Consider the following 21,169-nt stretch of genomic DNA (forward strand, 5'->3'; position numbering starts at 1 on the left):
ACGGAATAAGCGCAAAATGCGTCGCTATTTATTGCGTTGATGCCCACCCGCTACAGGTAGAATCCTGCTCATTCTGTAATCCGACGGTATCTGGCGATATGGCATTCAAACGTGGTGTGACCGCAACCCTCCTCCTCTGGAGCGCTCTCTCTCAGGCGCAGGATCTGAACGCTCAGCTGACGGCGTTTTTTGCCCAGCGACTGGCAGGATTCAGCGATGAGGTGTCGGTCCAGGTCCGCACACCGGCCAGCATGCTGCCCACTTGCGAGACCCCTGAATTCAGCGTCCCTGGCAACACCCGCCAGTGGGGGAACGTGAGCGTCACGGCACGATGTGACAATGAAAAACGGTTTATACAGGTTGCAGTTCAGGCGACGGGCGATTATGTTGTCGCGTCCCAGAACATCCCCCGGGGTGCGGCTCTGCAGCCGGGTAGCGTAACGCTGCAACGCGGCAGGCTGGATCAGCTCCCGCCGCGCACGATTCTGGATATTAACCAGGCGCAGAACGCCATTAGCTTGCGCGATCTGGTGCCCGGGCAGCCTCTGCAACTGTCGATGCTGCGCCAGGCATGGTTAATCAAAGCCGGGCAGCGGGTGATGGTGATCGCCAGCGGCGAGGGCTTTAGCGTTAACAGCGAAGGACAGGCGCTGAACAATGCGGCCGTGGCACAAAACGCCCGCGTCAGGATGACTTCAGGCCAGGTCGTGAGCGGCACGGTCAATTCTGATGGGAATATTCTGATTAACCTATAATCTTTTTAAAGATTATGCGGCGACTGCCGATAAATCATTAACAAATGATAATGTCAGGCGCTAACGCCGCCAACCCTCGATGAGGACACCACAATGAGCATTGATCGTACATCGCCCCTGAAACCGGTTAGCACTGTACAACCTCGCGAACTGAATGACACTGCGACGGCAAAAACGCGCCTGCAAAAATCGGCAGCGGCCAATAGCACCAGCGTCACGCTGAGCGATGCCCAGGCGAAACTGATGCAGCCGGGCAGCAACGATATCAACATGGAACGTGTTGAAGCGCTGAAAACCGCGATCCGTAACGGTGAGCTGAAAATGGATACCAGTAAAATCGCTGACGCGCTGATCCAGGATGCGCAAAGTTTCTTAGAGTAATCGCCGTATGAGTCGTCTGACGGAAATAATGGATCAAATGACGGTCGTCTTAAACGACCTGAAAACGGTAATGGATGCCGAGCAACAGCAGCTCTCTGCCGGGAATGTCCACGGCAGCGCACTGCAGCGTATTACAGAAGATAAAAGCTCCCTGCTGGCCACGCTGGATTATCTGGAGCAGCAGCGACGCGCCGAGCAGACCGCGCGCCAGAGTGCCAATGATGATGTCGCCGATCGCTGGCAAACGATTACTGAAAAAACTCAGCATCTGCGCGACCTCAATCAGCACAACGGCTGGTTACTCGAAGGACAAATCACCCGTAACCAGCAGGCGCTGGACGTGCTGAAGCCGCATCAGGAGCCAGCACTGTATGGCGCCGATGGCCAGACATCCAGCTCTCGCAGCGGCGGGAAGAAGTTTTCGATTTAATTGTCTGAATAAGACAGAGAACGGGGAGTACCGAGAGGTACTCCCCTTTTTTCGTTACGCCGTGCGGCGGGCGAACTCTTTTACCTTAAAGCCCAGCACTGCGAGGGTTGCGAAGTACGCCACCACACCCACCACCACGACCGCCATCAGGCGCAGCAGGCGGTAAGGCATGGTGCCCAGCGACCAGTCCGGCATCACGTACAGCATCCCCACCAGCGCCGCGGCCATCACCAGCACCGCAATCACCAGACGCAGCAAGAAGCTCGACCAGCCCGGCTGTGGGGTAAAGATCTGCTGCTTTCTCAGCTGCCAGTAGAGCAGCCCGGCATTCAGACAGGCCGCCAGACCGATGGACAGCGACAGACCGGCATGCTTCAGCGGACCGATAAAGGCCAGGTTCATCACCTGAGTCATGATCAGGGTGACGATGGCGATCTTCACCGGGGTCTTGATGTCCTGGCGCGAATAGAAGCCCGGAGCCAGCACTTTCACCACGATCAACCCCATCAGGCCAACGGAATAGGCCACCAGCGCCCGCTGGGTCATGGCAGCGTCAAAGGCGGTAAATTTCCCGTACTGGAACAGGGACACGGTTAGCGGTTTGGCGAGGATCCCCAGCGCCACCGCGCTCGGCAGCGCCAGCAGGAAGCAGAGGCGCAGCCCCCAGTCCATCAGGCGGCAGTACTCATCATGATTCCCGCTGGCAAAGCTGCGGGAGAGTGACGGCAGCAGGATAGTGCCCAGCGCCACCCCCAGCACCCCGGACGGAAACTCCATCAGGCGGTCGGCATAGTACATCCACGACACCGACCCGGAGACGAGGAACGAGGCGAAGATGGTGTTGATGATCAGCGAAATCTGGCTCACCGAGACGCCGAGGATCGCCGGCCCCATCTGCTTCACCACCCGCATCGCCCCCGCATCACGCAGGTTAATACGCGGCAGCACCAGCATGCCGATCTTCTTCAGGTGCGGCAGCTGATACGCCAGCTGCAGCACGCCGCCCACCGTTACCGCCCAGGCCAGCGCCAGCACCGGCGGATGGAAATGCGGCGCGGCGAACAGCGCAAAGCCGATCATGCTGACATTGAGGAACGTCGGGGCAAAGGCCGGAACCGAGAAGCGGTTCCAGGTATTAAGGATGGCACCCGCCAGCGACGCCAGCGAAATCAGCAGAATATAGGGGAAAGTGATGCGCAGCAGCTGCGAGGTCAGGGCAAATTTGTCAGCGGTGTCCGCAAAGCCGGGGGCGGTAACCATGATCACCCAGGGCGCGGCCAGCATCCCGATCACCGTGACGATCGCCAGCGCGAGGGTCAGCAATCCCGAGACGTAGGAGACAAACACCTTCGTCGCGTCTTCACCCTGCTTACTTTTGTACTCCGCCAGAATGGGCACGAAAGCCTGAGAAAACGCCCCTTCGGCAAAGATACGGCGCAGCAGGTTAGGCAGTTTAAACGCCACAAAAAAGGCGTCAGTCGCCATCCCTGCGCCAAAGACCCTCGCCACAATGGCGTCGCGCGCAAAGCCCAGCACGCGCGAAAACATGGTCATCGAGCTGACGGCTGCCAGCGATTTTAATAGGTTCATTAACGTGAGCTTCCACTACTTCAAACAAAACGCCTGCAAAGCAGGCGTCATTTCGCCGGGTGGCGCGATGCTGACCCGGCCGACAAAACACAAAACGCGCCTAGTCTACTCGTAAAAACGCGAATTGCTATGGGCAGATGTTACAGCGGGTTATTCGCTCATGGCATCGCGCCAGAGCTTCTCCACGATACGCTGGGCGCGGATCGCCTGTTCACCCGCGGTTTCAGGAACCGTCTGATTTTGCACGCATTCGATGAAATGTCGCGCGCAGCCCGCAAAGCCCCGCTGCTCCAGCGTACTCTGCCAGCCCGGAATGGCAGGCGTAACCACCCCTGCCCCGCGCTCCTCACGCCACTCGCGCATGTCGGTGATGTCCAGCAGCGCGCCGTCCGTTACCGCCTGGATCCACTCCCGCTGGCTGCCCGCCCGGCGGTGCATGGAGGTGGTGATCTGCAGATTGCCGGCGCTGAAATGGTGCTCGGCGTAAACCATCGCCCCCTGCTCGTTGGTCTGTAGCGTGCCGCCGGTCAGCCGGGCGCTATCACCCGCCAGCCACAACGCGGTGTCCACCACGTGCAGATAATCATCCAGCAGGGTGAAGCGCAGATCGTTCGGCCCGATGCTGTCGGCGCGGTGCTTATCCATTCGCAGCGAGGCCGCACCGCTCAGCCGGGTTTTCAGCTGCTGGTAGAGGGGCGCAAAGCGGCGGTTAAAGCCAACCATCAGGGTGAGTTTTTTCTGCGCGGCGAGGTCAATCAGGCGCTCGGCATCGGCCAGGTTGTCGGCCAGCGGTTTATCAACGCAAACATGCACGCCCGCGTTAAGCAATTCGCTGACCACCTGATAGTGGGTGACGGTGGAGGTATGGACAAAGACCACATCGCACGCGCGGGCCAGATCCTGTAACGAGTCATAATAAGGCATGCGCACGGACTCGCAGATCCGCAGGGCCTTATCCCGCGACGGCGACCATGCGCCCTGTAACGTCCAGTCTGTCGCGGCGCTCAGCACCGGCAGCCAGGCTTTTTGCGCAATACCGCCCAGCCCTACAACGCCTACACGTAATTTTGCCACCGTTAATCTCCCAGATGTGCCAGCAGCGAATCGAGTCGCTGCTTGAGTTCTTCAACTTCATTTTCCAGCGCCTCAACCCGGGCCACTAAGGTCTCATCCGCGACCGGGGCTGCGGCTTCAGGCGTCGCAACGGCGGTGTCAACTTCGCCGCTGAAGAGGTGCATATAGCGGCTTTCGCGCTTGCCCGGCTCGCGCGGCAGACGCTGGACAAAAGGCCCATCTTCCCGGGCGGCCAGACCCTCGAGCGCCTGCTCCACCTCCTGCATATCCGCGAACTCGTGCATCCGCGCGGCCCGGGTACGCAGCTCGCCAGGCGTCTGCGCCCCGCGCAGCAGCAGGGTGGCGACCAGCGCCACTTCAGCGGAATTCAGCTTCAGGGCGCCAAACTCAGAGTTGCAAAAACGCTGCTCGTATTTTGTGACGCGATTGCCAAAGCCGCTGACGGTGCGCAGATAGTGGCGCTTGACCAGTTCATCGAGCTGATCCTGAACCTCATGCTCGGCAAGATTAATCACCGGCTCACGGTTGGTTTTCTGGTTGCAGGCCAGGGTCACCGCATTCACCGAGAGGGGGTACTGTTCCGGCGTGGTGACCTGTTTTTCCAGCAGGCAGCCGATAACGCGCGCTTCTGTGGCGGTTAATTGGTATTTCATCTCTGTTCCTTAGCGCCCCGCGCTCCACTCTTTGGTTGTCAGCGCCGTCAGGACATGATCGCGCCATTCGCCGTCAATCAGCAGGTAGTCTTTGGCGTAGCCCTCTTTTTCAAACCCGAGGCGCGCCAGCAGATCCCCGCTGCGCTGATTGTGCGGCATGTAGTTGGCCATAATGCGGTGCATGTGTTGGGTTCGCTGCATATAGCGGATTGCCGAGGTCAGCGCCTCAAACATCAGCCCCTGCCCCTGCCATTTTTGCCCGATGGAGTAGCCCAGATAGCAGGCGTGAAAGGATCCCCGCACCACGTTAGAAAAATTGGCGATCCCAACGATCTCTTTCTCGTCCGGATCGAGCAGGGCAAAGTAGAACGCCGAGCCCTGCTTGTGGAACTCTGCAATCATGCTCAGCCGGGCCTGCCAGCCGGAAGGATAACAGTGGCTTTCATCCCGCACGGGTTCCCAGGGTTTTAAAAACTGACGATTCTCAGCGTAGTAGTCCGCCAGACGCCAGGCATCACGCTCGTGCACCAGACGAACCACCAGCCGGTCGGTCGTCAGGCGCACTTTCGGCACATTACTGCGATAGCCAAACATGGATACAACTCCTTCCTGTTACAACCTTCACCCGTTAGCTTTACTATACCTGCGCCGCTGCCGTCTGGGAAAACAGTGACATACCATTTTGAAGACTTTTCACATTTTTCGATGAAAAGCCTCAATCAAAGTACCCTTTTGATAAAAAAATATTGTCGCCTGCGCTGTGGGAAAAACCCTGGCGAAACCGCAGAATATTAGCGCGCTCATTATCTTGATACCCTAAATAATTCAAGTTGCAGGAAGTCAACGCACCGGCAACCTGAAGTATGACGGGTATATTTCCCTGGAGGGGAAATGTCCCATATCTCACAGGCCCGCCGTCTGGGTAAAGGCTTCCTGCTCGTCGATAACATGCTGGTTGTGCTCGGCTTTTTTGTCGTTTTTCCGCTGATTTCGATTCGCTTTGTCGATCAGATGGGCTGGGCGGCACTGATGGTCGGCATTGCCCTGGGTCTGCGCCAGTTTGTTCAGCAGGGGCTGGGAGTGTTTGGCGGCGCGATTGCCGACCGCTTCGGCGCCAAACCGATGATCGTCACCGGCATGCTGCTGCGGGCGGCAGGGTTTGCCACCATGGCGATCGCCCATGAACCCTGGCTGCTGTGGGTCTCCTGCTTTATCTCCGGTCTGGGCGGGACGCTGTTCGACCCGCCGCGCACGGCCCTGGTGGTCAAACTGATCCGCCCTCAGCATCGCGGGCGCTTTTTCTCGCTGCTGATGATGCAGGACAGCGCCGGGGCGGTAGTGGGCGCGCTGCTGGGCAGCTGGCTGCTGCAGTATGACTTTCGTCTGGTCTGCGCCACGGGCGCGGTGCTGTTTATCCTCTGCGCGGGCTTCAACGCCTGGCTTTTGCCCGCCTGGAAACTCTCTACCGTCAAAGCGCCGGTGCGTGAGGGGCTGGATCGGGTCTGGCGCGACAAGCGCTTTATCACCTACGTGCTGACCCTGGCGGGCTATTACATGCTGGGGGTGCAGGTGATGTTGATGCTGCCGATCATGGTTAACGACGTGGCGGGCTCCCCGGCGGCAGTCAAATGGATGTACGCCATTGAGGCCTGTCTCTCACTGACCCTGCTCTACCCGATTGCCCGCTGGAGTGAAAAACGCTTCCGCCTTGAGCACCGCCTGATGGCGGGGCTGCTGCTGATGTCCCTGAGCATGCTGCCCATCGGGATGGTGAGCTCCCTGCAGCAGCTGTTTATGCTGATCTGCACCTTCTATATCGGCTCTATCATTGCCGAACCGGCTCGTGAAACCCTGAGCGCCGAGCTGGCCGACCCGCGGGCGCGCGGCAGCTATATGGGCTTCAGCCGTCTCGGCCTGGCGATTGGCGGCGCGCTGGGGTATGCCGGGGGCGGCTGGTTGTTCGATGCCGGAAAAACCTTCCACCAGCCCGAACTGCCGTGGGTGATGCTGGCCTTAATCGGGGTGATCACTTGCTTCGCGCTGGGCTGGCAGTTCAGCCACAAACGCCGCGTGCCGGTTATCCTGGAGCCTGGCGGCTGATCGCCTGACAGGCCAGATATCAGTTTTTTCTGCTGGTCTGACTCACTCTCCCCTGACATACTGGCGCGTCAGGATAGAAGCGCTGACATATATGTCGAGGAAAACCATGAAGAAGATCGTTATTGCTACTGCGTTGATCATCAGCGGCCTGCTGGTTGGTTGTAATCAGCTTACCCAGTACACCGTCAGTGAACAGGAGATCAACCAGGCACTGCAAAAGCGCAATAACTTTGCGAAAGATATTGGCGTTCCAGGCGTGGCGGATGCGCATATCGTCCTGACCAACCTTGCCAGCCAGATTGGCCGCGAGGAGCCGAACAAAGTGATGCTCTCCGGGGATGCCAGCCTGGACATGAACTCGCTGTTCGGCAGCCAGAAAGCCAACATCAAACTGAAATTAAAAGCGCTGCCGGTCTTCAACAAAGATCAGGGCGCCATCTATCTGCAGCAGATGGAGATCACCGACGCCGTGGTGTCGCCAGACAAGATGAAACCGGTCCTGCAAACCCTGATGCCGTACCTGAACCAGTCGCTGCAAACGTACTTTAATAAACAGCCGGCCTACATCCTGAGCGAAGATAACAGCAAAGGTGAAGCGCTGGCGAAAAAGTATGCAAAAGGGATCGAAGTGAAGCCGGGTGAGATTGTTATCCCCTTCGTCGATTAACCTCCAGGGCGCTTCGGCGCCCTTTTTTTTACGGAAAAGAGTGCAAACGAAAACGTTTCCCCCTATTCTTTGTGTCCGGCAAAAATCATCTCACTCAGCCGGAGCCTATCCATGACTGCACCATCCCAGGTTTTGAAAATTCGCCGCCCAGACGACTGGCATATCCATCTTCGCGATGGCGATATGCTGAAAACCGTCGTGCCCTATACCAGTGAAATTTATGGCCGCGCGATTGTCATGCCCAACCTGGTGCCACCCGTCACCACGGTCGACGCGGCGATTGCCTATCGCCAGCGCATTCTTGACGCCGTGCCTGCCGGTCACGATTTTACCCCGCTGATGACCTGTTATTTGACCGACACGCTCGATCCCAATGAGATCGAACGCGGCTTTAACGAAGGGGTCTTTACCGCTGCCAAACTGTACCCGGCCAATGCCACCACCAACTCCAGCCACGGCGTGACCAGCATCGACGCGATTATGCCGGTGCTCGAGCGCATGGAGAAGCTGGGGATGCCGCTGCTGGTGCACGGTGAAGTGACCCATGCCGAGATCGATATCTTCGACCGGGAAGCACGTTTTATCGACACCGTGATGGAGCCGCTGCGCCAGCGCCTGCCGGGTCTGAAAGTGGTGTTTGAACACATCACCACCAAAGATGCAGCGGAGTACGTGCGCGAGGGTAACGAGCTTCTGGCCGCCACTATCACCCCGCAGCACCTGATGTTCAACCGCAACCACATGCTGGTGGGCGGCGTGCGCCCTCACCTCTACTGCCTGCCGATCCTCAAGCGCAACATCCACCAGCAGGCGCTGCGTGAACTGGTCGCCAGCGGCTTTGAACGCGCCTTCCTTGGCACCGACTCCGCGCCGCACGCCCGTCATCGCAAAGAGGCGAGCTGCGGTTGTGCCGGCTGCTTTAACGCCCCGACCGCACTGGCGAGCTATGCCCAGGTGTTTGACGAGATGAACGCCCTGCAGCACTTCGAGGCCTTCTGCTCCCTGAACGGCCCGCGCTTCTACGGCCTGCCGGTGAATGAAACCTTCGTTGAGCTGGTCCGCGAAGAGAGCAGCGTGGTGGAATCTATTGCGCTGACGGATGACACCCTCATCCCATTCCTCGCGGGTGAAACCGTGCACTGGACGGTAAAACGCTAAAAATTGTGGGTCCCCTGTTGTAAGTTCAATAATATAACTGTATAAATAACCAGTATATTACACAGGGGGCAACTATGCGTATCGAAGTGACCATTGCCAGAACAACTGCTTTGCCTGCCGGCGCGCTGGACGCGCTGGCGGGTGAATTATCCCGCCGTATAAATGACTCCTTCCCTGAACGCGACGGTGCTGTCACCGTGCGCTATGCCGGATCAAACAATCTGTCGGTCATCGGCGGCGCCAAAGAAGATAAAGAGCGCATCAGCGAAATTCTCCAGGAAACCTGGGAGAGCGCTGACGACTGGTTTATTACCGATTAATTTCTCCCTCATTGTTTTTTTTTGCCGGGTCGCCCCGGCTTTTTTTCATCTGTTCAACGATAGTACGAATAATCTGAGTGACTCCCAGAAAAATCATCAGCAAGATGATGTTTTAATGTTCAAACAATCCTAAAACGCACAAATTTGTTGTGCTCCCTGTTTCTTTTTCCCTTCAGAAGCCTTATTTATTGATATACTGAAGTTGCTTCAGAAAAACACGCATTGAACCTCACAGTCGTTGTCTTTTAACACGTATTCAGGGGGTTATGATGGAAAAGAATAATGAAGTCATCCAGACACATCCGCTTGTTGGCTGGGATATCAGCACTGTAGATAGCTACGACGCACTGATGTTGCGTTTGCATTACCAGACTCCGAACCACCCTGACACCGAAGAAGCGGAAGTTGGGCAAACGCTATGGTTAACCACCGACGTTGCACGTCAGTTTATTTCTATTTTAGAAGCCGGCATTGCAAAAATAGAATCCAGTGACTACCAGGCAAATGAGTACCGGCGACATTGACGTAATGTCACAACCTCACCCAAAAAGGCACCTGACGGTGCCTCCTTTATTTCTCCCTTGTATAACCGTCATGTCTTAATTACCCTGCTAAGCAACGAAACGCGCAAAGAGAATCTGATGAAATACGATTTAATTATTATTGGCAGCGGATCTGTCGGTGCAGCGGCAGGTTATTACGCTACACGCGCCGGGCAAAACGTACTGATGATCGATGCCCATATGCCCCCCCACACCGAAGGGAGCCACCACGGCGACACCCGCCTGATGCGTCACGCTTACGGAGAAGGTGAACGCTATGTGCCGCTGGTTTTACGCGCGCAGGCATTGTGGGATGAGCTGGCCGAAATCAGCGGTGAGCCGGTCTTTGAACGCACGGGCGTGGTTAATCTGGGGCCGTCCGATTCGTCATTCCTGGCGAACGTTGAGCAGAGCGCCCGCCAGTTTAATCTCAACCTTGAGCGGCTGGACGCGGCGGCGGTGATGAAGCGCTGGCCTGAAATTCAGGTTCCCGAGGGGTATATCGGTCTGTTTGAGGCCGAGTCCGGGGTCCTGCGCAGCGAGCTGGCGATCAAAACCTGGATTGCACTGGCGAAAGAGGCGGGTTGCGCGCAGCTGTTTAACTGCCCGGTCACCGCCATTTCTCATCAGGACGACGGCGTCACCGTTGAGACTCCGGAAGGGCCATACCGCGCAAATCGCCTACTGGTGAGCGCCGGCACCTGGGTGTCACGCCTGGTGCCAGGCCTGCCCGTTCAGCCGGTGCGCAAGGTCTTCTCCTGGTTCCAGTCCGATGGCCGCTACAGCCATCAGAATCGCTTCCCGGCTTTCACCGGCGAGCTGCCAGACGGGGATCAGTTCTACGGCTTCCCGTCAGAGAAAGATGCGCTGAAGATCGGGAAACACAACGGCGGGCAGGTGATTAACGCCCCGGAAGAGCGCAAGCCGTTTGGCGCTTACCCTGGCGACGGCTCTGAAGCCTTCAAATTCCTGCGCAACGTACTGCCGGGTATCGGCGGTCTGTTATACGGGGCAGCCTGCACCTATGACAACACGCCGGATGAAGACTTCATCATCGACACCCTGCCGGGCCATGATAATACGCTGCTGATCGCTGGCCTGAGCGGCCACGGGTTCAAATTCGCCAGCGTGCTGGGGGAGATTGCCGCACAATTCTCACAGCAGATCGCCCCCCCGTTTGATCTCACGCCTTTCTCCCTGTCGCGCTTTAGCCGATAATGCTGTCAGGCTTCGGGTTGCCGAAGCCTTTCATCTCCTCCATTACCGGTACCCTCATGCGTCGTATTGTTAATTATCTGGTCAATAATATTCGTGAGCATCTGATGCTCTATATTGTGCTGTGGTCGCTGCTGGCGATCCTCGATATTCTGTACATTGTATTTTTCTGATGAGTTATATTGACAAAAACTGACGATTCTTAAGATAACTATAATTTCACAATAAATTATTTGAACATCATAAAATCGTCATAACCCGCCTTAAATCAGCCTCTACCACAAGTCATTAACAGCCACACTGATAATTACCCGCAGTTTAATTTCAAAATAATTGAACGAATAAAATTAATAATGAATATCTGTAAATATCATTTGCATTAATGTTTCCCCCACGCCATTTTGAGCCCTTGCTTATTAATGACGGTATTCACGATGCAGGTGCGTAATTCCCCCACACGCTATGGCGTTATTTCTATGGCTTTGCACTGGCTGATGGCGATTGCGGTGTATGGCATGTTTGGCCTTGGATTATGGATGGTCACCCTCAGCTATTACGATGGCTGGTATCACCAGGCACCCGAGCTGCACAAAAGCATCGGCTTTATGCTGATGCTGGCGCTGGTCGTACGTCTGCTGTGGCGTCATATCTCCCCTGTGCCGCCAGCGCTGAAAAGCCAGTCGCGCGCTACGCGTCTGGGCGCTGCTGCGGCACATATCGCCCTGTATGGGGTGCTTTTCGCCATTCTCATCAGTGGATATTTGATTTCCACCGCCGACGGCAAGCCGATCAGCGTTTTCGGTCTTTTCGACGTCCCAGCCCTGCTGGCTGATGCCGGGGCGCAGGCCGATCTGGCCGGCACCGTGCACCTGTGGCTGGCCTGGGGCCTGGTCACGTTATCTGTACTGCATGGTCTTGCGGCCATGAAACACCACTTTATCGACAAAGACGCCACCCTGACACGTATGTTGGGCAAAGCGTCACCTGACTCTGGAGCATAAAATGAAAAAAAGCCTGCTGGGATTAACCTTAGGTTCTCTGCTGTTCACCACCGGCGCCGCGGTGGCAGCCGACTACAAAATTGATAAACAAGGTCAGCACGCCTTTGTGAATTTCCGCATCCAGCATCTGGGCTACAGCTGGCTGTATGGCACCTTCAAGGATTTCGATGGCTCATTCACCTTCGATGAGAGCAATCCGGCGGCCGATAAGGTCAACGTGACCCTGAACACCAACAGCCTGGATACCAACCACGCCGAGCGCGACAAGCACCTGCGCAGCGCGGATTTCCTCAACGTGGCGAAATTCCCACAGGCGACCTTCACCTCGACCGAGGTGAAAAAGGACGGTGACGGTCTGGATATCACCGGCAACCTGACGCTGAACGGTGTGACCAAACCGGTCAAACTGGATGCAAAACTGATTGGTCAGGGTGATGACCCATGGGGCGGCAAGCGCGCAGGGTTTGAAGCGACAGGCAAAATCCACCTGAAAGACTTTAACATCACCACCGATCTGGGCCCGGCGTCGCAGGACGTGGAGCTGATTATCTCGGTGGAAGGGGTACAGCAGAAGTAATGCCCTCGCCCGGTCAACATCGCGCGACCGGGCAAGGTTTCAGGGTTATTCCGGGTCGGGAATACCCAGGCGGGTGTTCAGACGCCCACGGGATTTATTGAAGATCTTATTGCCATTCTCGCGGCCCGCACGGCGACGGCGCTGCTCCTCTTCCGGCAACCTGCTCTCCTCACTACACAGTTCGCTGCAGCAGCCGTGGAACTTCTCGGCGCAGGTCGGACACTGAATAAACAGCAGGTGACAGCCGTCGTTTTTGCAGTTGGTATGAGTGTCGCAGGCGGTACCGCACTGATGGCAATGCGCGATCACATCGTCAGAGATACGCTCCCCCATCCGCTCGTCAAAGACAAAGTTCTTGCCGATAAAGCGCACCGGCAACCCCTGTTCGCGCGCGCGACGGGCATACTCAATGATCCCGCCTTCGATATGCCAGACTTTGTTGAAGCCCTGATGCTTCATGTACGCGCTGGCTTTTTCGCAGCGGATCCCGCCGGTGCAGTACATGACAATTTTCTTGTCCTTATGCTCCTGCATCATCTCAACCGCCTTCGGCAGCTGCTCGCGGAAGGTGTCTGCCGGGATCTCAAGGGCGTTTTCAAAATGGCCCACTTCATATTCGTAGTGGTTACGCATATCGATAAACACGGCGTCGGGATCGTCGAGCATGGCGTTAACCTCGGCCGCTTTCAGGTATTCCCCCACGTCGCTGGCGTCAAACGTCGGATCGTCAATACCGTCGGCCACGATGCGCTCGCGCACTTTCAGGCGCAGCACCCAGAAAGATTTGCCGTCATCGTCGAGGGCCACGTTCAGGCGCAAGCCGTCCAGCGCCGGGTCGAAGGCGTACAGAAAGTCGCGCAGAGCGTTGACGTTACTTTCCGGGACGCTGATCTGGGCGTTGATACCTTCGTGCGCCAGATAGATACGGCCAAAGACGTTCAGGGCAGTTAACGCCTTGTACAGCGCGTCGCGCGTGGCCTGCGGGTTAACGATGGTGAAATATTTATAGAACGAGATCGTCGTGCGCGGCTCGGTTTCAGCCAACATGCGCGCTTTCAGCTCTTCGTTCGAAATGAGGTTGTGTAACACTGGCATGGTGTACGGTTCCTGCAATCGTAGTGAGAATGAAAATCGGGCGGCATCATATAGCAAACAATGAGAATTTACATCCCTTCATTTTGCGCTACATTTCTCACGTTTAAACGCGCGGGCCCTAACATTTGCCGTTTTCATGAACATTTCGCTGCCATGCGTTTTGGATATGAAACGAATAGTGCGACAATCTGCCGACAGGACGTATCAAAAACAGGAATGACATGACTCAATTACCTAAATTTTCCACTGCGCTACTGCATCCTCGTTACTGGCTGACCTGGGCTGGCATCAGTTTATTGTGGTTACTGGTACATCTGCCCTATCCGGTGATCTACCGTCTTGGCTGTGGCCTGGGCAGACTGGCGATGCGCTTTATGTCCCGCCGCGCCTGGATTGCCCGACGCAATCTGGAACTCTGTTTTCCGCAGATGAGCGAGCAAGAGCGTCACGACATGGTGGTCAAAAACTTTGAATCCGTCGGGATGGGGCTGATGGAGACCGGAATGGCCTGGTTCTGGTCCGATAAACGCATGGCGCGCTGGACCGAAGTGACCGGCACCGGCATGGAGCCCGTGCATCAGCTCCAGGCGCAGAAGACCGGCGTACTGCTGATCGGCGTTCATTTTCTGACGCTGGAAATCGGCGCACGCATGTTCGGCATGCAGGCACCCGGCATTGGCGTCTATCGCCCGAATGACAATCCGGTCATCGACTGGCTGCAAACCTGGGGCCGGATGCGCTCCAACAAGAGCATGATCGACCGTAAAGATCTCAAGGGGATGATCCGGGCGCTGAAATCCGGCGAGGTGATCTGGTATGCGCCGGACCATGACTACGGCCCTGGCGCCAGCGTTTTTGTGCCGTTCTTTGCCGTCGAGGAAGCGGCGACCACCACCGGCACCTGGACCCTGGCCCGTCTGTCGCAGGCGGCGATCGTACCCTTCGTACCGCGCCGCAAATCCAACGGCAAAGGCTACGAGCTGATGATGCTGGAACCGGAGTGTTCCCCACCGCTGGACGATGCGAAAACCACCGCTGCCTGGATGAATGACGTGGTTGAGAAGTGCATCCTGCTGGCACCGGAACAGTATATGTGGCTGCACCGCCGCTTTAAAACCCGCCCTGAAGGCGTACCTTCCCGCTATTAAAGTCTTATCCTGCGGCCTCTCCGGCCGCACCGCCCTTTTGACTTATGATGCTTTCCCGCATTGCAGCAACCATCACCCAGGCGCATAATTAGCAGGCTTATTACCTTCTTTAAATGATGATGCCGCTGCGCATCATAATGCGGATAGCTATGTCTCCCTCAGAAACGCCAATAAACTGGAAGCGGAACCTCATGGTGGCCTGGCTGGGCTGCTTTCTTACGGGTGCGGCCTTTAGCCTGGTAATGCCTTTCCTGCCGCTGTACGTCGAGCAGCTGGGCGTCAGCGGTCACAGCGCCCTGAACATGTGGTCGGGGCTGGTGTTCAGCATTACCTTCCTCTTCTCCGCCATCGCCTCTCCGTTCTGGGGGGGGCTGGCGGATCGCAAGGGGCGTAAGATTATGCTGCTGCGCTCGGCGCTGGGCATGGCGATTATCATGCTGCTGATGGGGATGGCACAAAACATCTGGCAGTTTCTGATCTTACGCGCCGTGCTGGGGCTGCTGGGCGGGTTCGTGCCCAACGCCAACGCCCTTATCGCCACGCAGATTCCGCGCCATAAAAGCGGCTGGGCGCTCGGCACGCTCTCCACCGGTGCGGTCAGCGGTGCCCTTCTCGGCCCGCTGGCCGGAGGATTAATGGCGGACAGCTACGGTCTGCGGCCGGTCTTTTTCATCACCGCGGGCGTCCTGTTTGCCTGTTTCCTGCTGACCTTTTTCTGTATCCGGGAAAATTTCACCCCGGTGCCTAAAAAAGAGATGCTGCATGTCCGCCAGGTCTTTGCCTCGCTGAAAAACCCCCGGCTGGTGCTCAGTCTGTTTGTCACCACCATGATCATTCAGGTAGCCACCGGTTCCATTGCGCCGATCCTGACCCTCTACGTGCGCGACCTCGCCGGCCACGTCAGCAATATCGCCTTTATCAGCGGTTTAATCGCCTCGGTGCCCGGCGTGGCGGCGCTGATCAGCGCCCCGCGGCTGGGGAAACTGGGGGATCGTATCGGCCCGGAAAGGATCCTGATTGTCGCCCTGGTGATCTCCGTCCTGCTGCTTATCCCGATGTCCTTCGTGCAATCGCCGTGGCAGCTGGGCGTGCTGCGCTTTTTACTCGGGGCGGCCGATGGCGCCCTGCTGCCTGCGGTCCAGACCCTGCTGGTCTACAACTCCACCAATCAGATCGCCGGACGTATCTTCAGCTATAACCAGTCGTTTCGCGATATTGGTAACGTCACCGGCCCGCTTCTCGGGGCCGGTATAGCCGCCAGCTACGGTTTCCGCGCGGTGTTTATCGTGACCGCCTGCGTGGTGATGTTTAACGCTTTTTACTCCTGGGTGAGTCTGTCCCGCGCCTTTCGCCAGCCGCGGGCTGTCCCCGAGCCGGGGAAGGTGTCTGCGCCCGATTAAGACAACTTCGTGAACGCTTTTACGGCTTTCATACTTGCAATTATGGAGAATCAGCTATTCTTTCCCTGAACACTATGTCAAATCACAGGGAGACGCCGATGACTATGTTTGCCACTCTAGAGGAAGCGATTGATGCCGCGCGCGAGGAGTTCCTCGCTGATAATCCGGGCATTGAGGAAGATGACGCGAATATTGAGCAACTCAATATCCAGAAATATGTCATGCAGGATGGGGACATTATGTGGCAGGCCGAATTTTTTGCCGATGACGGCGAAGACGGCGAATGCCTGCCGGTCCTGAGCGGTGAAGCGGCCCAGGCAGTGTTTGATGGCGATTATGACGAGATCGAGCTGCGTCAGGAGTGGCTGGAAGAGAACACGCTGCATGAATGGGACGAAGGTGAGTTTCAACTCGAGCCGCCGCTGGATACCGAAGAGGGCCAAACCGCAGCGGATGAATGGGATGAGCGTTAATTACTCATAAGGCCCATGTTGAGCGTCGATGGGCAACAGCAGGGTGTCGAATACCAGCGAAAAGGGCAGATCCAGCACCGTCAGGTAACGCCACGCGGAGTCGCGAACGTCCCACTGCACGCCCGGGTAGTATTGATTGCCGTGTCCCTGTCCGGGGATGGTCCGGCTGATGATACTCCCGCAGCCGCTCAGTAATAACGCCATCGTAATGACGATGAAAAATCGCATCTCATACCTCAAAGATAAAAATACCGGCCCTGGAGCCGGTATTTATTTGCCGGGAGGCGATTCGCTTACCCGGCCTGCTCGTCATGCAATACTGACGTCTTATTTGGCCTTTAACGCCTGCGGATTCATCTTCAACGTCTGATAATAGTTCACCCAGGAAGAATATCTCTCCGGGGCGGACCAGACGCGATAGTGCAGGCGCGACAGGGTGACCGGGTCGCTCAGCAGCACCAGACGACGATCGCGGTTCAGCTTCTCCGGCGTCTCGTTCAGCGCCTGATCAACGTGACGATCGCGGGCGATCTCCAGCACATGGCTGGCACGGTGACGGGCTGTCGCCATGGCGGTGGCCAGCGCGTTGAATGACGGGTTAAACACCGCGTGCATAAAACCATCTTCCAGCGAACGGCTGCGGTTCAGCTCCAGGTACCTGTCGGTATCCACCAGCACCTGCGGCGGGGAATACTCTTCCGGGATCAGGAACAGCTTCCAGCGTTTGGTGCGCAGACCAATAGTCGACCGGCTGGAGAACACTGACACGAAAGGCGACAGGATCAGCGAGAAGACAATCGGCGCCAGCCAGAACAGGAAGCGCAGATCCAGCCACGCCATCCCGACGGCCCACACCAGACCGAGCAGCATCTGCGAGCCGTGACGCATAAAGGCTTCACCCCACGGAGTGGAGTCATCGTCACGCTGCGGTGAGTTCCAGACCACTTCCCAGCCAAGGAACGCGCTGACCACGAAGACGGTATGGAACAGCATACGCACCGGCGCCAGCAGTACCGAGAACAGCACCTCCAGCAGCAGGGAGAGCGTCACGCGGAAGAAACCGCCGTACTCTTTCGAGCCTTTACACCAGATCAGTACGATACTCAGCAGCTTCGGCAGGAACAGCAGTACCATCGTCGAGGCAAAGAGCGCAATCGCCAGTTCAGGACGCCACTGCGGCCACACCGGGAACAGCTGGCGCGGTTGCAGGAAGTACTGCGGCTCGGTCAGGGCATGCACCACCTGCAACGCGGTCGACAGGGCCAGGAACATAAACCACAGCGGCGCGGAGAGGTAGGACATCACGCCGGTCAGGAACACGGCACGGTGAACCGGGTGCATCCCTTTGACGAGGAACAGGCGGAAGTTCATCAGATTACCGTGACACCAGCGGCGGTCACGCTTCAGCTCATCCAGCAGATTTGGCGGCAGCTCTTCATAGGAGCCCGGCAGATCGTAGGCAATCCACACCCCCCAACCGGCACGACGCATCAGCGCCGCTTCCACGAAGTCATGCGACAGGATCGAGCCCGCAAACGAGCCTTCACCCGGCAGCGGTGCCAGCGCACAGTGCTCAATGAACGGCTTCACGCGGATGATGGCGTTATGCCCCCAGTAGTGCGATTCACCCAGCTGCCAGAAGTGCAGACCGGCGGTGAACAGCGGCCCGTAGACGCGGGTCGCAAACTGCTGGCAGCGTGCATACAGCGTATCCATGCCCGACGCTTTTGGCGAAGACTGGATGATCCCGGCATTCGGATTGGCTTCCATCAGGCGCACGAGGCCCGTCAGGCAGTCACCGGTCATGACCGAGTCGGCATCCAGCACCACCATATAGCTGTACTGATTGCCCCAGCGACGGCAGAAGTCATCGATGTTGCCGCTTTTACGCTTCACGCGACGGCGACGACGACGGTAGAAGATCTGCCCTTCCCCCTGCACTTCGGCGATCAGCTCCATCCAGGCTTTCTGTTCCGCCACGCAAATGTCGGGGTTGTAGCTATCACTCAGGATGTAAACGTCGAAATGTTCGCCGTTACCGGTGGCTTTCACCGACTCCCAGGTAGCGCGCAGGCCGGCGAAGACGCGATCCACGTCTTCGTTACAGATAGGCATGATCAGCGCCGTACGGTGCTCAGGGTTGATGGGTTCATCCCCCACCGTCGACGCCGAGATGCTGTATTTGTCCCGGCCGATCAACAGCTGCAGGAAGCCCATCAGCGCGGTCCAGAAACCGGCCGATACCCAGCAGAAGAGGATAGCGAACAGCAGCAGGATGCCACTTTGCAGAATATACGGCAGCAGCTGCATAAACGAGACCAGCAGATCCTGGCCGAACATATCGGCCGGATTGATCAGCGCCCAGCCCTGGTAAGGCAGAATGGTCTTCATATACCAGGTGGCGACGACGGTCTGCGCGATGGTCAGCAGCAGCAGGATGTAGCGGCGAATACTGCCGACGGTACGCCATTTTTCCTCGCTGGCCTGCTGCTCTTTGGTCAGGCGCGAGAGGTAGCGCGGGGTCACGTCGCGGCCACGCAGGCGATCCCAGAAACGGCCCACCGGGTTGGTGCGCCAGGGATCCGGGAACATGGAGGAGCGCGTCGCTTTCGGCATCGCCTCAAGCTGGGTACGCCCTTCGTCATCGCGAATCAGCTGGCCTTCGGCCAGTGAGTCGGGCCAGGCCTGCTCAAGGCGGCTTTTAACCGAGCCCAGCGGGGTATCATCTTCACGGGTAAACGGATGATGATCGGCATCCAGCGCGGTATGCACCGCACTGATGTCACCCTTCGGCAGTGCCGCCTTCTCGATATCGGTCAGCGGCATGGCATCGATATACTCAGTTGTCTTATTCATTGGCAGGTAGCTGATAGCTCCAGGTTTCACTCAGCGGCTGGTCAGCGTTCACCAGAGAGGCACGCATCTCAGTCGGTTGTTTCGCGTCTTTCAGTTTCACACGCAGGGTTAAACGCCAGCCTTTAGTGACCGGGTTATAACGCACGTTGTTTTCAACGATTTCACCGTTATCACCGATGCTCGCCTGCGCGGTGACCGGGGTTTCCGGCGCCAGTTTAGCCATCTCCTGACCGGTGAAGTCCACCACGAAGGCGATGGTGCCATCCGGCTGGCGGATCAGATTCGACTGTTTCACATCCCCGGTGGAACGGCGCGTTTGCAGCACATACGCATTATCTGGCGCATGCAGCTTGTCTTCATCGCGGCTCATGGTGATGGAGTAGTTGAAGTTCATCTCTTTTCCGGCTTCCGGCAGCTGATCCGGCGTCCAGTACGCGACGATGTTGTCGTTGGTTTCGTCGTTGGTTGGGATCTCTACCAGCTCAACTTTACCTTTGCCCCACTCGCCTTTCGGGGTGATCCAGGCGCTTGGGCGCAGATCGTAACGATCGTCCAGATCTTCAAAGCGAGAGAACTGACGACCGCGCTGCAGCAGGCCGAACCCCTGTGGGTTTTCCATGCTGAAGCTGCTTACCGCCAGGTGTTTCGGGTTGTTCAGCGGACGCCAGATCCACTCGCCGTTACCGGCAAGGATCGACAGACCGTTAGAGTCATGCAGTTCCGGGCGGAAGTTGGTGGCGGACGACGGCTGGTTAGGCCCGAACAGGAACATACTGGTCAGCGGCGCGACGCCCAGTTTGCCGACTTTGTCGCGCAGATAGACTTTAGACTGCACGTCAACCACGGTGTCGCGGCCCGGAATAATGGTAAAGCGATAAGCGCCGGTTGCACGCGGGGAATCCAGCAGCGCATAGATATTCAGGCGCTTGTCGGTTGGTTTTGGACGTTCAATCCAGAACTCGCGGAAACGAGGGAACTCTTCCCCGGAAGGCAGTGCGGTATCGATCGCCAGACCGCGCGCAGAGAGGCCGTACACCTGGCCGCCGCCGATGACGCGGAAATAGCTTGCCCCCAGCATGCTGACAATTTCGTCGTTCTTATCTTTACTGTTGATGGGGTAAAGTACTTTAAAGCCCGCGAAGCCCAGGTCTTTCACGGTGTCTTTATCGTGTTGCACGTTGCCGAAATTAAAGTAGTCCGGGCTGTACTTGATCTTACGTACCGCGTTAGAAGTCACTTCATTAATGGTGACAGGCGTGTCGAAGTACATCCCCTGATGATAAAACTCAAGCTTGAACGGGGTCTTAATCTTATTCCAGTACGCTTTATCGTGATTAAACTGGATCTGCTGATAGTCCGCATATTTCATGTCGCGGAAAACGGAGGGCAAGTTACTTTTTGGCGCTTCGTACCCTTTTCCTGCCATCGATTTTGCCTGTTTTGCGACGTCGTCGATGGTAAAGGCCAGGGCCGATGAGGTATACAGAGACAATAAGACAGCTGCCCCTACCCAACGCATTTTCATCATTTGTGGTGTATGTTTCATAATAAGTAAGCACTTCCCCCTTTGTGTGCTTATATCGATCCGATCCATTTTAATGGAAAATCAGGCATTCCGACAACATAATCACCGCTTTGTTCAGCGTGCTGGCTCATGGATTAAGCAAGTGAAAGTAACCCGTATTCACTTTGCGTGCTTATCCTGGAGACAGTCTGTCGGACTTCGTGTAGGGT

23 protein-coding genes are annotated in these 21,169 nt (G+C 57.0%); 15 read left to right on the plus strand and 8 right to left on the minus strand.

Going from position 1 to position 21,169, the window contains the following annotated elements; translation table 11 throughout:
- Window positions 1-98 precede the first annotated feature (98 nt).
- From flgA to flgN, 3 genes are all read left to right on the plus strand, one after another.
- The gene (gene flgA / locus V7Q49_RS07495) at window positions 99-755 is read left to right on the plus strand and encodes a flagellar basal body P-ring formation chaperone FlgA (RefSeq protein ID WP_333850104.1); all 657 of its coding nucleotides are present in this window, start codon (window positions 99-101) and stop codon (window positions 753-755) included.
- Between the two features lie 93 nt (window positions 756-848).
- A complete protein-coding gene (gene flgM / locus V7Q49_RS07500; protein WP_333850105.1) occupies window positions 849-1,136 on the plus strand; it encodes a flagellar biosynthesis anti-sigma factor FlgM in 288 nt (95 codons plus the stop codon).
- A gap of 7 nt (window positions 1,137-1,143) precedes the next feature.
- Window positions 1,144-1,566 carry a flagella biosynthesis chaperone FlgN gene (gene flgN, locus V7Q49_RS07505; RefSeq protein WP_333850106.1) on the plus strand — a complete coding sequence of 141 codons (423 nt, stop codon included), beginning with the start codon at window positions 1,144-1,146 and terminating at the stop codon, window positions 1,564-1,566.
- Window positions 1,567-1,620: 54 nt separating this feature from the next.
- On the opposite strand, the gene murJ is transcribed toward flgN, so the two are convergent.
- The 4 genes from murJ to rimJ form a co-directional block, all read right to left on the minus strand.
- Window positions 1,621-3,156: a murein biosynthesis integral membrane protein MurJ gene (murJ, locus tag V7Q49_RS07510; protein WP_333850107.1), complete on the minus strand. Its 1,536-nt coding sequence runs from the start codon at window positions 3,154-3,156 to the stop codon at window positions 1,621-1,623.
- Window positions 3,157-3,306: 150 nt separating this feature from the next.
- Complete coding sequence (locus V7Q49_RS07515; RefSeq protein ID WP_333850108.1) at window positions 3,307-4,230, minus strand: Gfo/Idh/MocA family protein; 924 nt, start codon at window positions 4,228-4,230, stop codon at window positions 3,307-3,309.
- A gap of 2 nt (window positions 4,231-4,232) precedes the next feature.
- Entirely contained in the window at window positions 4,233-4,883 is a 651-nt protein-coding gene (locus V7Q49_RS07520; RefSeq protein ID WP_333850109.1) for a YceH family protein, read from the minus strand.
- Between the two features lie 9 nt (window positions 4,884-4,892).
- On the minus strand, window positions 4,893-5,477 hold the full coding sequence (gene rimJ, locus V7Q49_RS07525; RefSeq protein WP_142489056.1) for a ribosomal protein S5-alanine N-acetyltransferase: 585 nt from the start codon (window positions 5,475-5,477) through the stop codon (window positions 4,893-4,895).
- A 297-nt stretch (window positions 5,478-5,774) separates the two neighbouring features.
- On the opposite strand from rimJ, the gene mdtH reads away from it, so the two are divergent.
- The 9 genes from mdtH (at window position 5,775) to V7Q49_RS07570 (ending at window position 12,463) form a co-directional block, all read left to right on the plus strand.
- Window positions 5,775-6,983 (plus strand): multidrug efflux MFS transporter MdtH, encoded by a 1,209-nt coding sequence (gene mdtH, locus V7Q49_RS07530; RefSeq protein ID WP_333850110.1) that lies wholly within the window; start codon window positions 5,775-5,777, stop codon window positions 6,981-6,983.
- A gap of 106 nt (window positions 6,984-7,089) precedes the next feature.
- Window positions 7,090-7,650, plus strand: a complete 561-nt coding sequence (locus tag V7Q49_RS07535) for a lipoprotein (protein WP_333850111.1) — start codon at window positions 7,090-7,092, stop codon at window positions 7,648-7,650.
- Between the two features lie 111 nt (window positions 7,651-7,761).
- The gene (pyrC, locus tag V7Q49_RS07540; RefSeq protein ID WP_333850112.1) at window positions 7,762-8,808 is read left to right on the plus strand and encodes a dihydroorotase; all 1,047 of its coding nucleotides are present in this window, start codon (window positions 7,762-7,764) and stop codon (window positions 8,806-8,808) included.
- 74 nt (window positions 8,809-8,882) lie between these two features.
- A complete protein-coding gene (dinI, locus tag V7Q49_RS07545) occupies window positions 8,883-9,128 on the plus strand; it encodes a DNA damage-inducible protein I (RefSeq protein ID WP_333850113.1) in 246 nt (81 codons plus the stop codon).
- A gap of 269 nt (window positions 9,129-9,397) precedes the next feature.
- Complete coding sequence (gene bssS / locus V7Q49_RS07550) at window positions 9,398-9,652, plus strand: biofilm formation regulator BssS (protein WP_142489051.1); 255 nt, start codon at window positions 9,398-9,400, stop codon at window positions 9,650-9,652.
- Between the two features lie 117 nt (window positions 9,653-9,769).
- Window positions 9,770-10,888, plus strand: coding sequence for an N-methyl-L-tryptophan oxidase (gene solA, locus V7Q49_RS07555; protein WP_333850114.1), 1,119 nt, complete (start codon window positions 9,770-9,772; stop codon window positions 10,886-10,888).
- A 56-nt stretch (window positions 10,889-10,944) separates the two neighbouring features.
- On the plus strand, window positions 10,945-11,058 hold the full coding sequence (locus tag V7Q49_RS07560; RefSeq protein WP_103792939.1) for a YceO family protein: 114 nt from the start codon (window positions 10,945-10,947) through the stop codon (window positions 11,056-11,058).
- Window positions 11,059-11,319: 261 nt separating this feature from the next.
- Complete coding sequence (locus V7Q49_RS07565; RefSeq protein ID WP_333850115.1) at window positions 11,320-11,886, plus strand: cytochrome b; 567 nt, start codon at window positions 11,320-11,322, stop codon at window positions 11,884-11,886.
- A 1-nt stretch (window position 11,887) separates the two neighbouring features.
- Window positions 11,888-12,463 (plus strand): YceI family protein, encoded by a 576-nt coding sequence (locus tag V7Q49_RS07570; protein WP_106992705.1) that lies wholly within the window; start codon window positions 11,888-11,890, stop codon window positions 12,461-12,463.
- A 45-nt stretch (window positions 12,464-12,508) separates the two neighbouring features.
- On the opposite strand, the gene trhO is transcribed toward V7Q49_RS07570, so the two are convergent.
- On the minus strand, window positions 12,509-13,558 hold the full coding sequence (gene trhO / locus V7Q49_RS07575) for an oxygen-dependent tRNA uridine(34) hydroxylase TrhO (RefSeq protein WP_333850116.1): 1,050 nt from the start codon (window positions 13,556-13,558) through the stop codon (window positions 12,509-12,511).
- Window positions 13,559-13,779: 221 nt separating this feature from the next.
- Here trhO and V7Q49_RS07580 point away from each other — a divergent pair, with 221 nt between their 5' ends.
- The 3 genes from V7Q49_RS07580 (at window position 13,780) to V7Q49_RS07590 (ending at window position 16,579) form a co-directional block, all read left to right on the plus strand.
- Window positions 13,780-14,706 carry a Kdo(2)-lipid IV(A) acyltransferase gene (locus tag V7Q49_RS07580; RefSeq protein WP_333850117.1) on the plus strand — a complete coding sequence of 309 codons (927 nt, stop codon included), beginning with the start codon at window positions 13,780-13,782 and terminating at the stop codon, window positions 14,704-14,706.
- 149 nt (window positions 14,707-14,855) lie between these two features.
- Window positions 14,856-16,106, plus strand: a complete 1,251-nt coding sequence (gene mdtG, locus V7Q49_RS07585; protein ID WP_333850118.1) for a multidrug efflux MFS transporter MdtG — start codon at window positions 14,856-14,858, stop codon at window positions 16,104-16,106.
- A 98-nt stretch (window positions 16,107-16,204) separates the two neighbouring features.
- Complete coding sequence (locus tag V7Q49_RS07590) at window positions 16,205-16,579, plus strand: MysB family protein (protein ID WP_039032335.1); 375 nt, start codon at window positions 16,205-16,207, stop codon at window positions 16,577-16,579.
- Here V7Q49_RS07590 and V7Q49_RS07595 read toward each other — a convergent pair whose 3' ends face one another.
- The 3 genes from V7Q49_RS07595 to mdoG form a co-directional block, all read right to left on the minus strand.
- On the minus strand, window positions 16,580-16,807 hold the full coding sequence (locus tag V7Q49_RS07595) for a YceK/YidQ family lipoprotein (RefSeq protein WP_114387444.1): 228 nt from the start codon (window positions 16,805-16,807) through the stop codon (window positions 16,580-16,582).
- A gap of 99 nt (window positions 16,808-16,906) precedes the next feature.
- Window positions 16,907-19,435, minus strand: coding sequence for a glucans biosynthesis glucosyltransferase MdoH (mdoH, locus tag V7Q49_RS07600; protein WP_333850119.1), 2,529 nt, complete (start codon window positions 19,433-19,435; stop codon window positions 16,907-16,909).
- Window positions 19,428-20,963, minus strand: a complete 1,536-nt coding sequence (gene mdoG / locus V7Q49_RS07605) for a glucans biosynthesis protein MdoG (protein ID WP_333850120.1) — start codon at window positions 20,961-20,963, stop codon at window positions 19,428-19,430. The genes mdoH and mdoG overlap by 8 nt, the downstream gene beginning before the upstream one ends.
- Window positions 20,964-21,169: the final 206 nt, after the last annotated feature.

The organism is Leclercia sp., from assembly GCF_036780805.1.
In the GTDB taxonomy this organism is placed as follows: domain Bacteria; phylum Pseudomonadota; class Gammaproteobacteria; order Enterobacterales; family Enterobacteriaceae; genus Enterobacter.

Bases quoted from the DNA above. Each gene is read 5' to 3' on its own strand.
- flgA (WP_333850104.1), top strand. From the start codon at position 99: ATGGCATTCAAACGTGGTGTGACCGCAACCCTCCTCCTCTGGAGCGCT.
- flgM (WP_333850105.1), top strand. From the start codon at position 849: ATGAGCATTGATCGTACATCGCCCCTGAAACCGGTTAGCACTGTACAA.
- flgN (WP_333850106.1), top strand. From the start codon at position 1,144: ATGAGTCGTCTGACGGAAATAATGGATCAAATGACGGTCGTCTTAAAC.
- murJ (WP_333850107.1), bottom strand. From the start codon at position 3,156: ATGAACCTATTAAAATCGCTGGCAGCCGTCAGCTCGATGACCATGTTT.
- V7Q49_RS07520 (WP_333850109.1), bottom strand. From the start codon at position 4,883: ATGAAATACCAATTAACCGCCACAGAAGCGCGCGTTATCGGCTGCCTG.
- rimJ (WP_142489056.1), bottom strand. From the start codon at position 5,477: ATGTTTGGCTATCGCAGTAATGTGCCGAAAGTGCGCCTGACGACCGAC.
- mdtH (WP_333850110.1), top strand. From the start codon at position 5,775: ATGTCCCATATCTCACAGGCCCGCCGTCTGGGTAAAGGCTTCCTGCTC.
- V7Q49_RS07535 (WP_333850111.1), top strand. From the start codon at position 7,090: ATGAAGAAGATCGTTATTGCTACTGCGTTGATCATCAGCGGCCTGCTG.
- pyrC (WP_333850112.1), top strand. From the start codon at position 7,762: ATGACTGCACCATCCCAGGTTTTGAAAATTCGCCGCCCAGACGACTGG.
- dinI (WP_333850113.1), top strand. From the start codon at position 8,883: ATGCGTATCGAAGTGACCATTGCCAGAACAACTGCTTTGCCTGCCGGC.
- bssS (WP_142489051.1), top strand. From the start codon at position 9,398: ATGGAAAAGAATAATGAAGTCATCCAGACACATCCGCTTGTTGGCTGG.
- solA (WP_333850114.1), top strand. From the start codon at position 9,770: ATGAAATACGATTTAATTATTATTGGCAGCGGATCTGTCGGTGCAGCG.
- V7Q49_RS07560 (WP_103792939.1), top strand. From the start codon at position 10,945: ATGCGTCGTATTGTTAATTATCTGGTCAATAATATTCGTGAGCATCTG.
- V7Q49_RS07565 (WP_333850115.1), top strand. From the start codon at position 11,320: ATGCAGGTGCGTAATTCCCCCACACGCTATGGCGTTATTTCTATGGCT.
- V7Q49_RS07570 (WP_106992705.1), top strand. From the start codon at position 11,888: ATGAAAAAAAGCCTGCTGGGATTAACCTTAGGTTCTCTGCTGTTCACC.
- trhO (WP_333850116.1), bottom strand. From the start codon at position 13,558: ATGCCAGTGTTACACAACCTCATTTCGAACGAAGAGCTGAAAGCGCGC.
- V7Q49_RS07580 (WP_333850117.1), top strand. From the start codon at position 13,780: ATGACTCAATTACCTAAATTTTCCACTGCGCTACTGCATCCTCGTTAC.
- mdtG (WP_333850118.1), top strand. From the start codon at position 14,856: ATGTCTCCCTCAGAAACGCCAATAAACTGGAAGCGGAACCTCATGGTG.
- V7Q49_RS07590 (WP_039032335.1), top strand. From the start codon at position 16,205: ATGACTATGTTTGCCACTCTAGAGGAAGCGATTGATGCCGCGCGCGAG.
- V7Q49_RS07595 (WP_114387444.1), bottom strand. From the start codon at position 16,807: ATGCGATTTTTCATCGTCATTACGATGGCGTTATTACTGAGCGGCTGC.
- mdoH (WP_333850119.1), bottom strand. From the start codon at position 19,435: ATGAATAAGACAACTGAGTATATCGATGCCATGCCGCTGACCGATATC.
- mdoG (WP_333850120.1), bottom strand. From the start codon at position 20,963: ATGATGAAAATGCGTTGGGTAGGGGCAGCTGTCTTATTGTCTCTGTAT.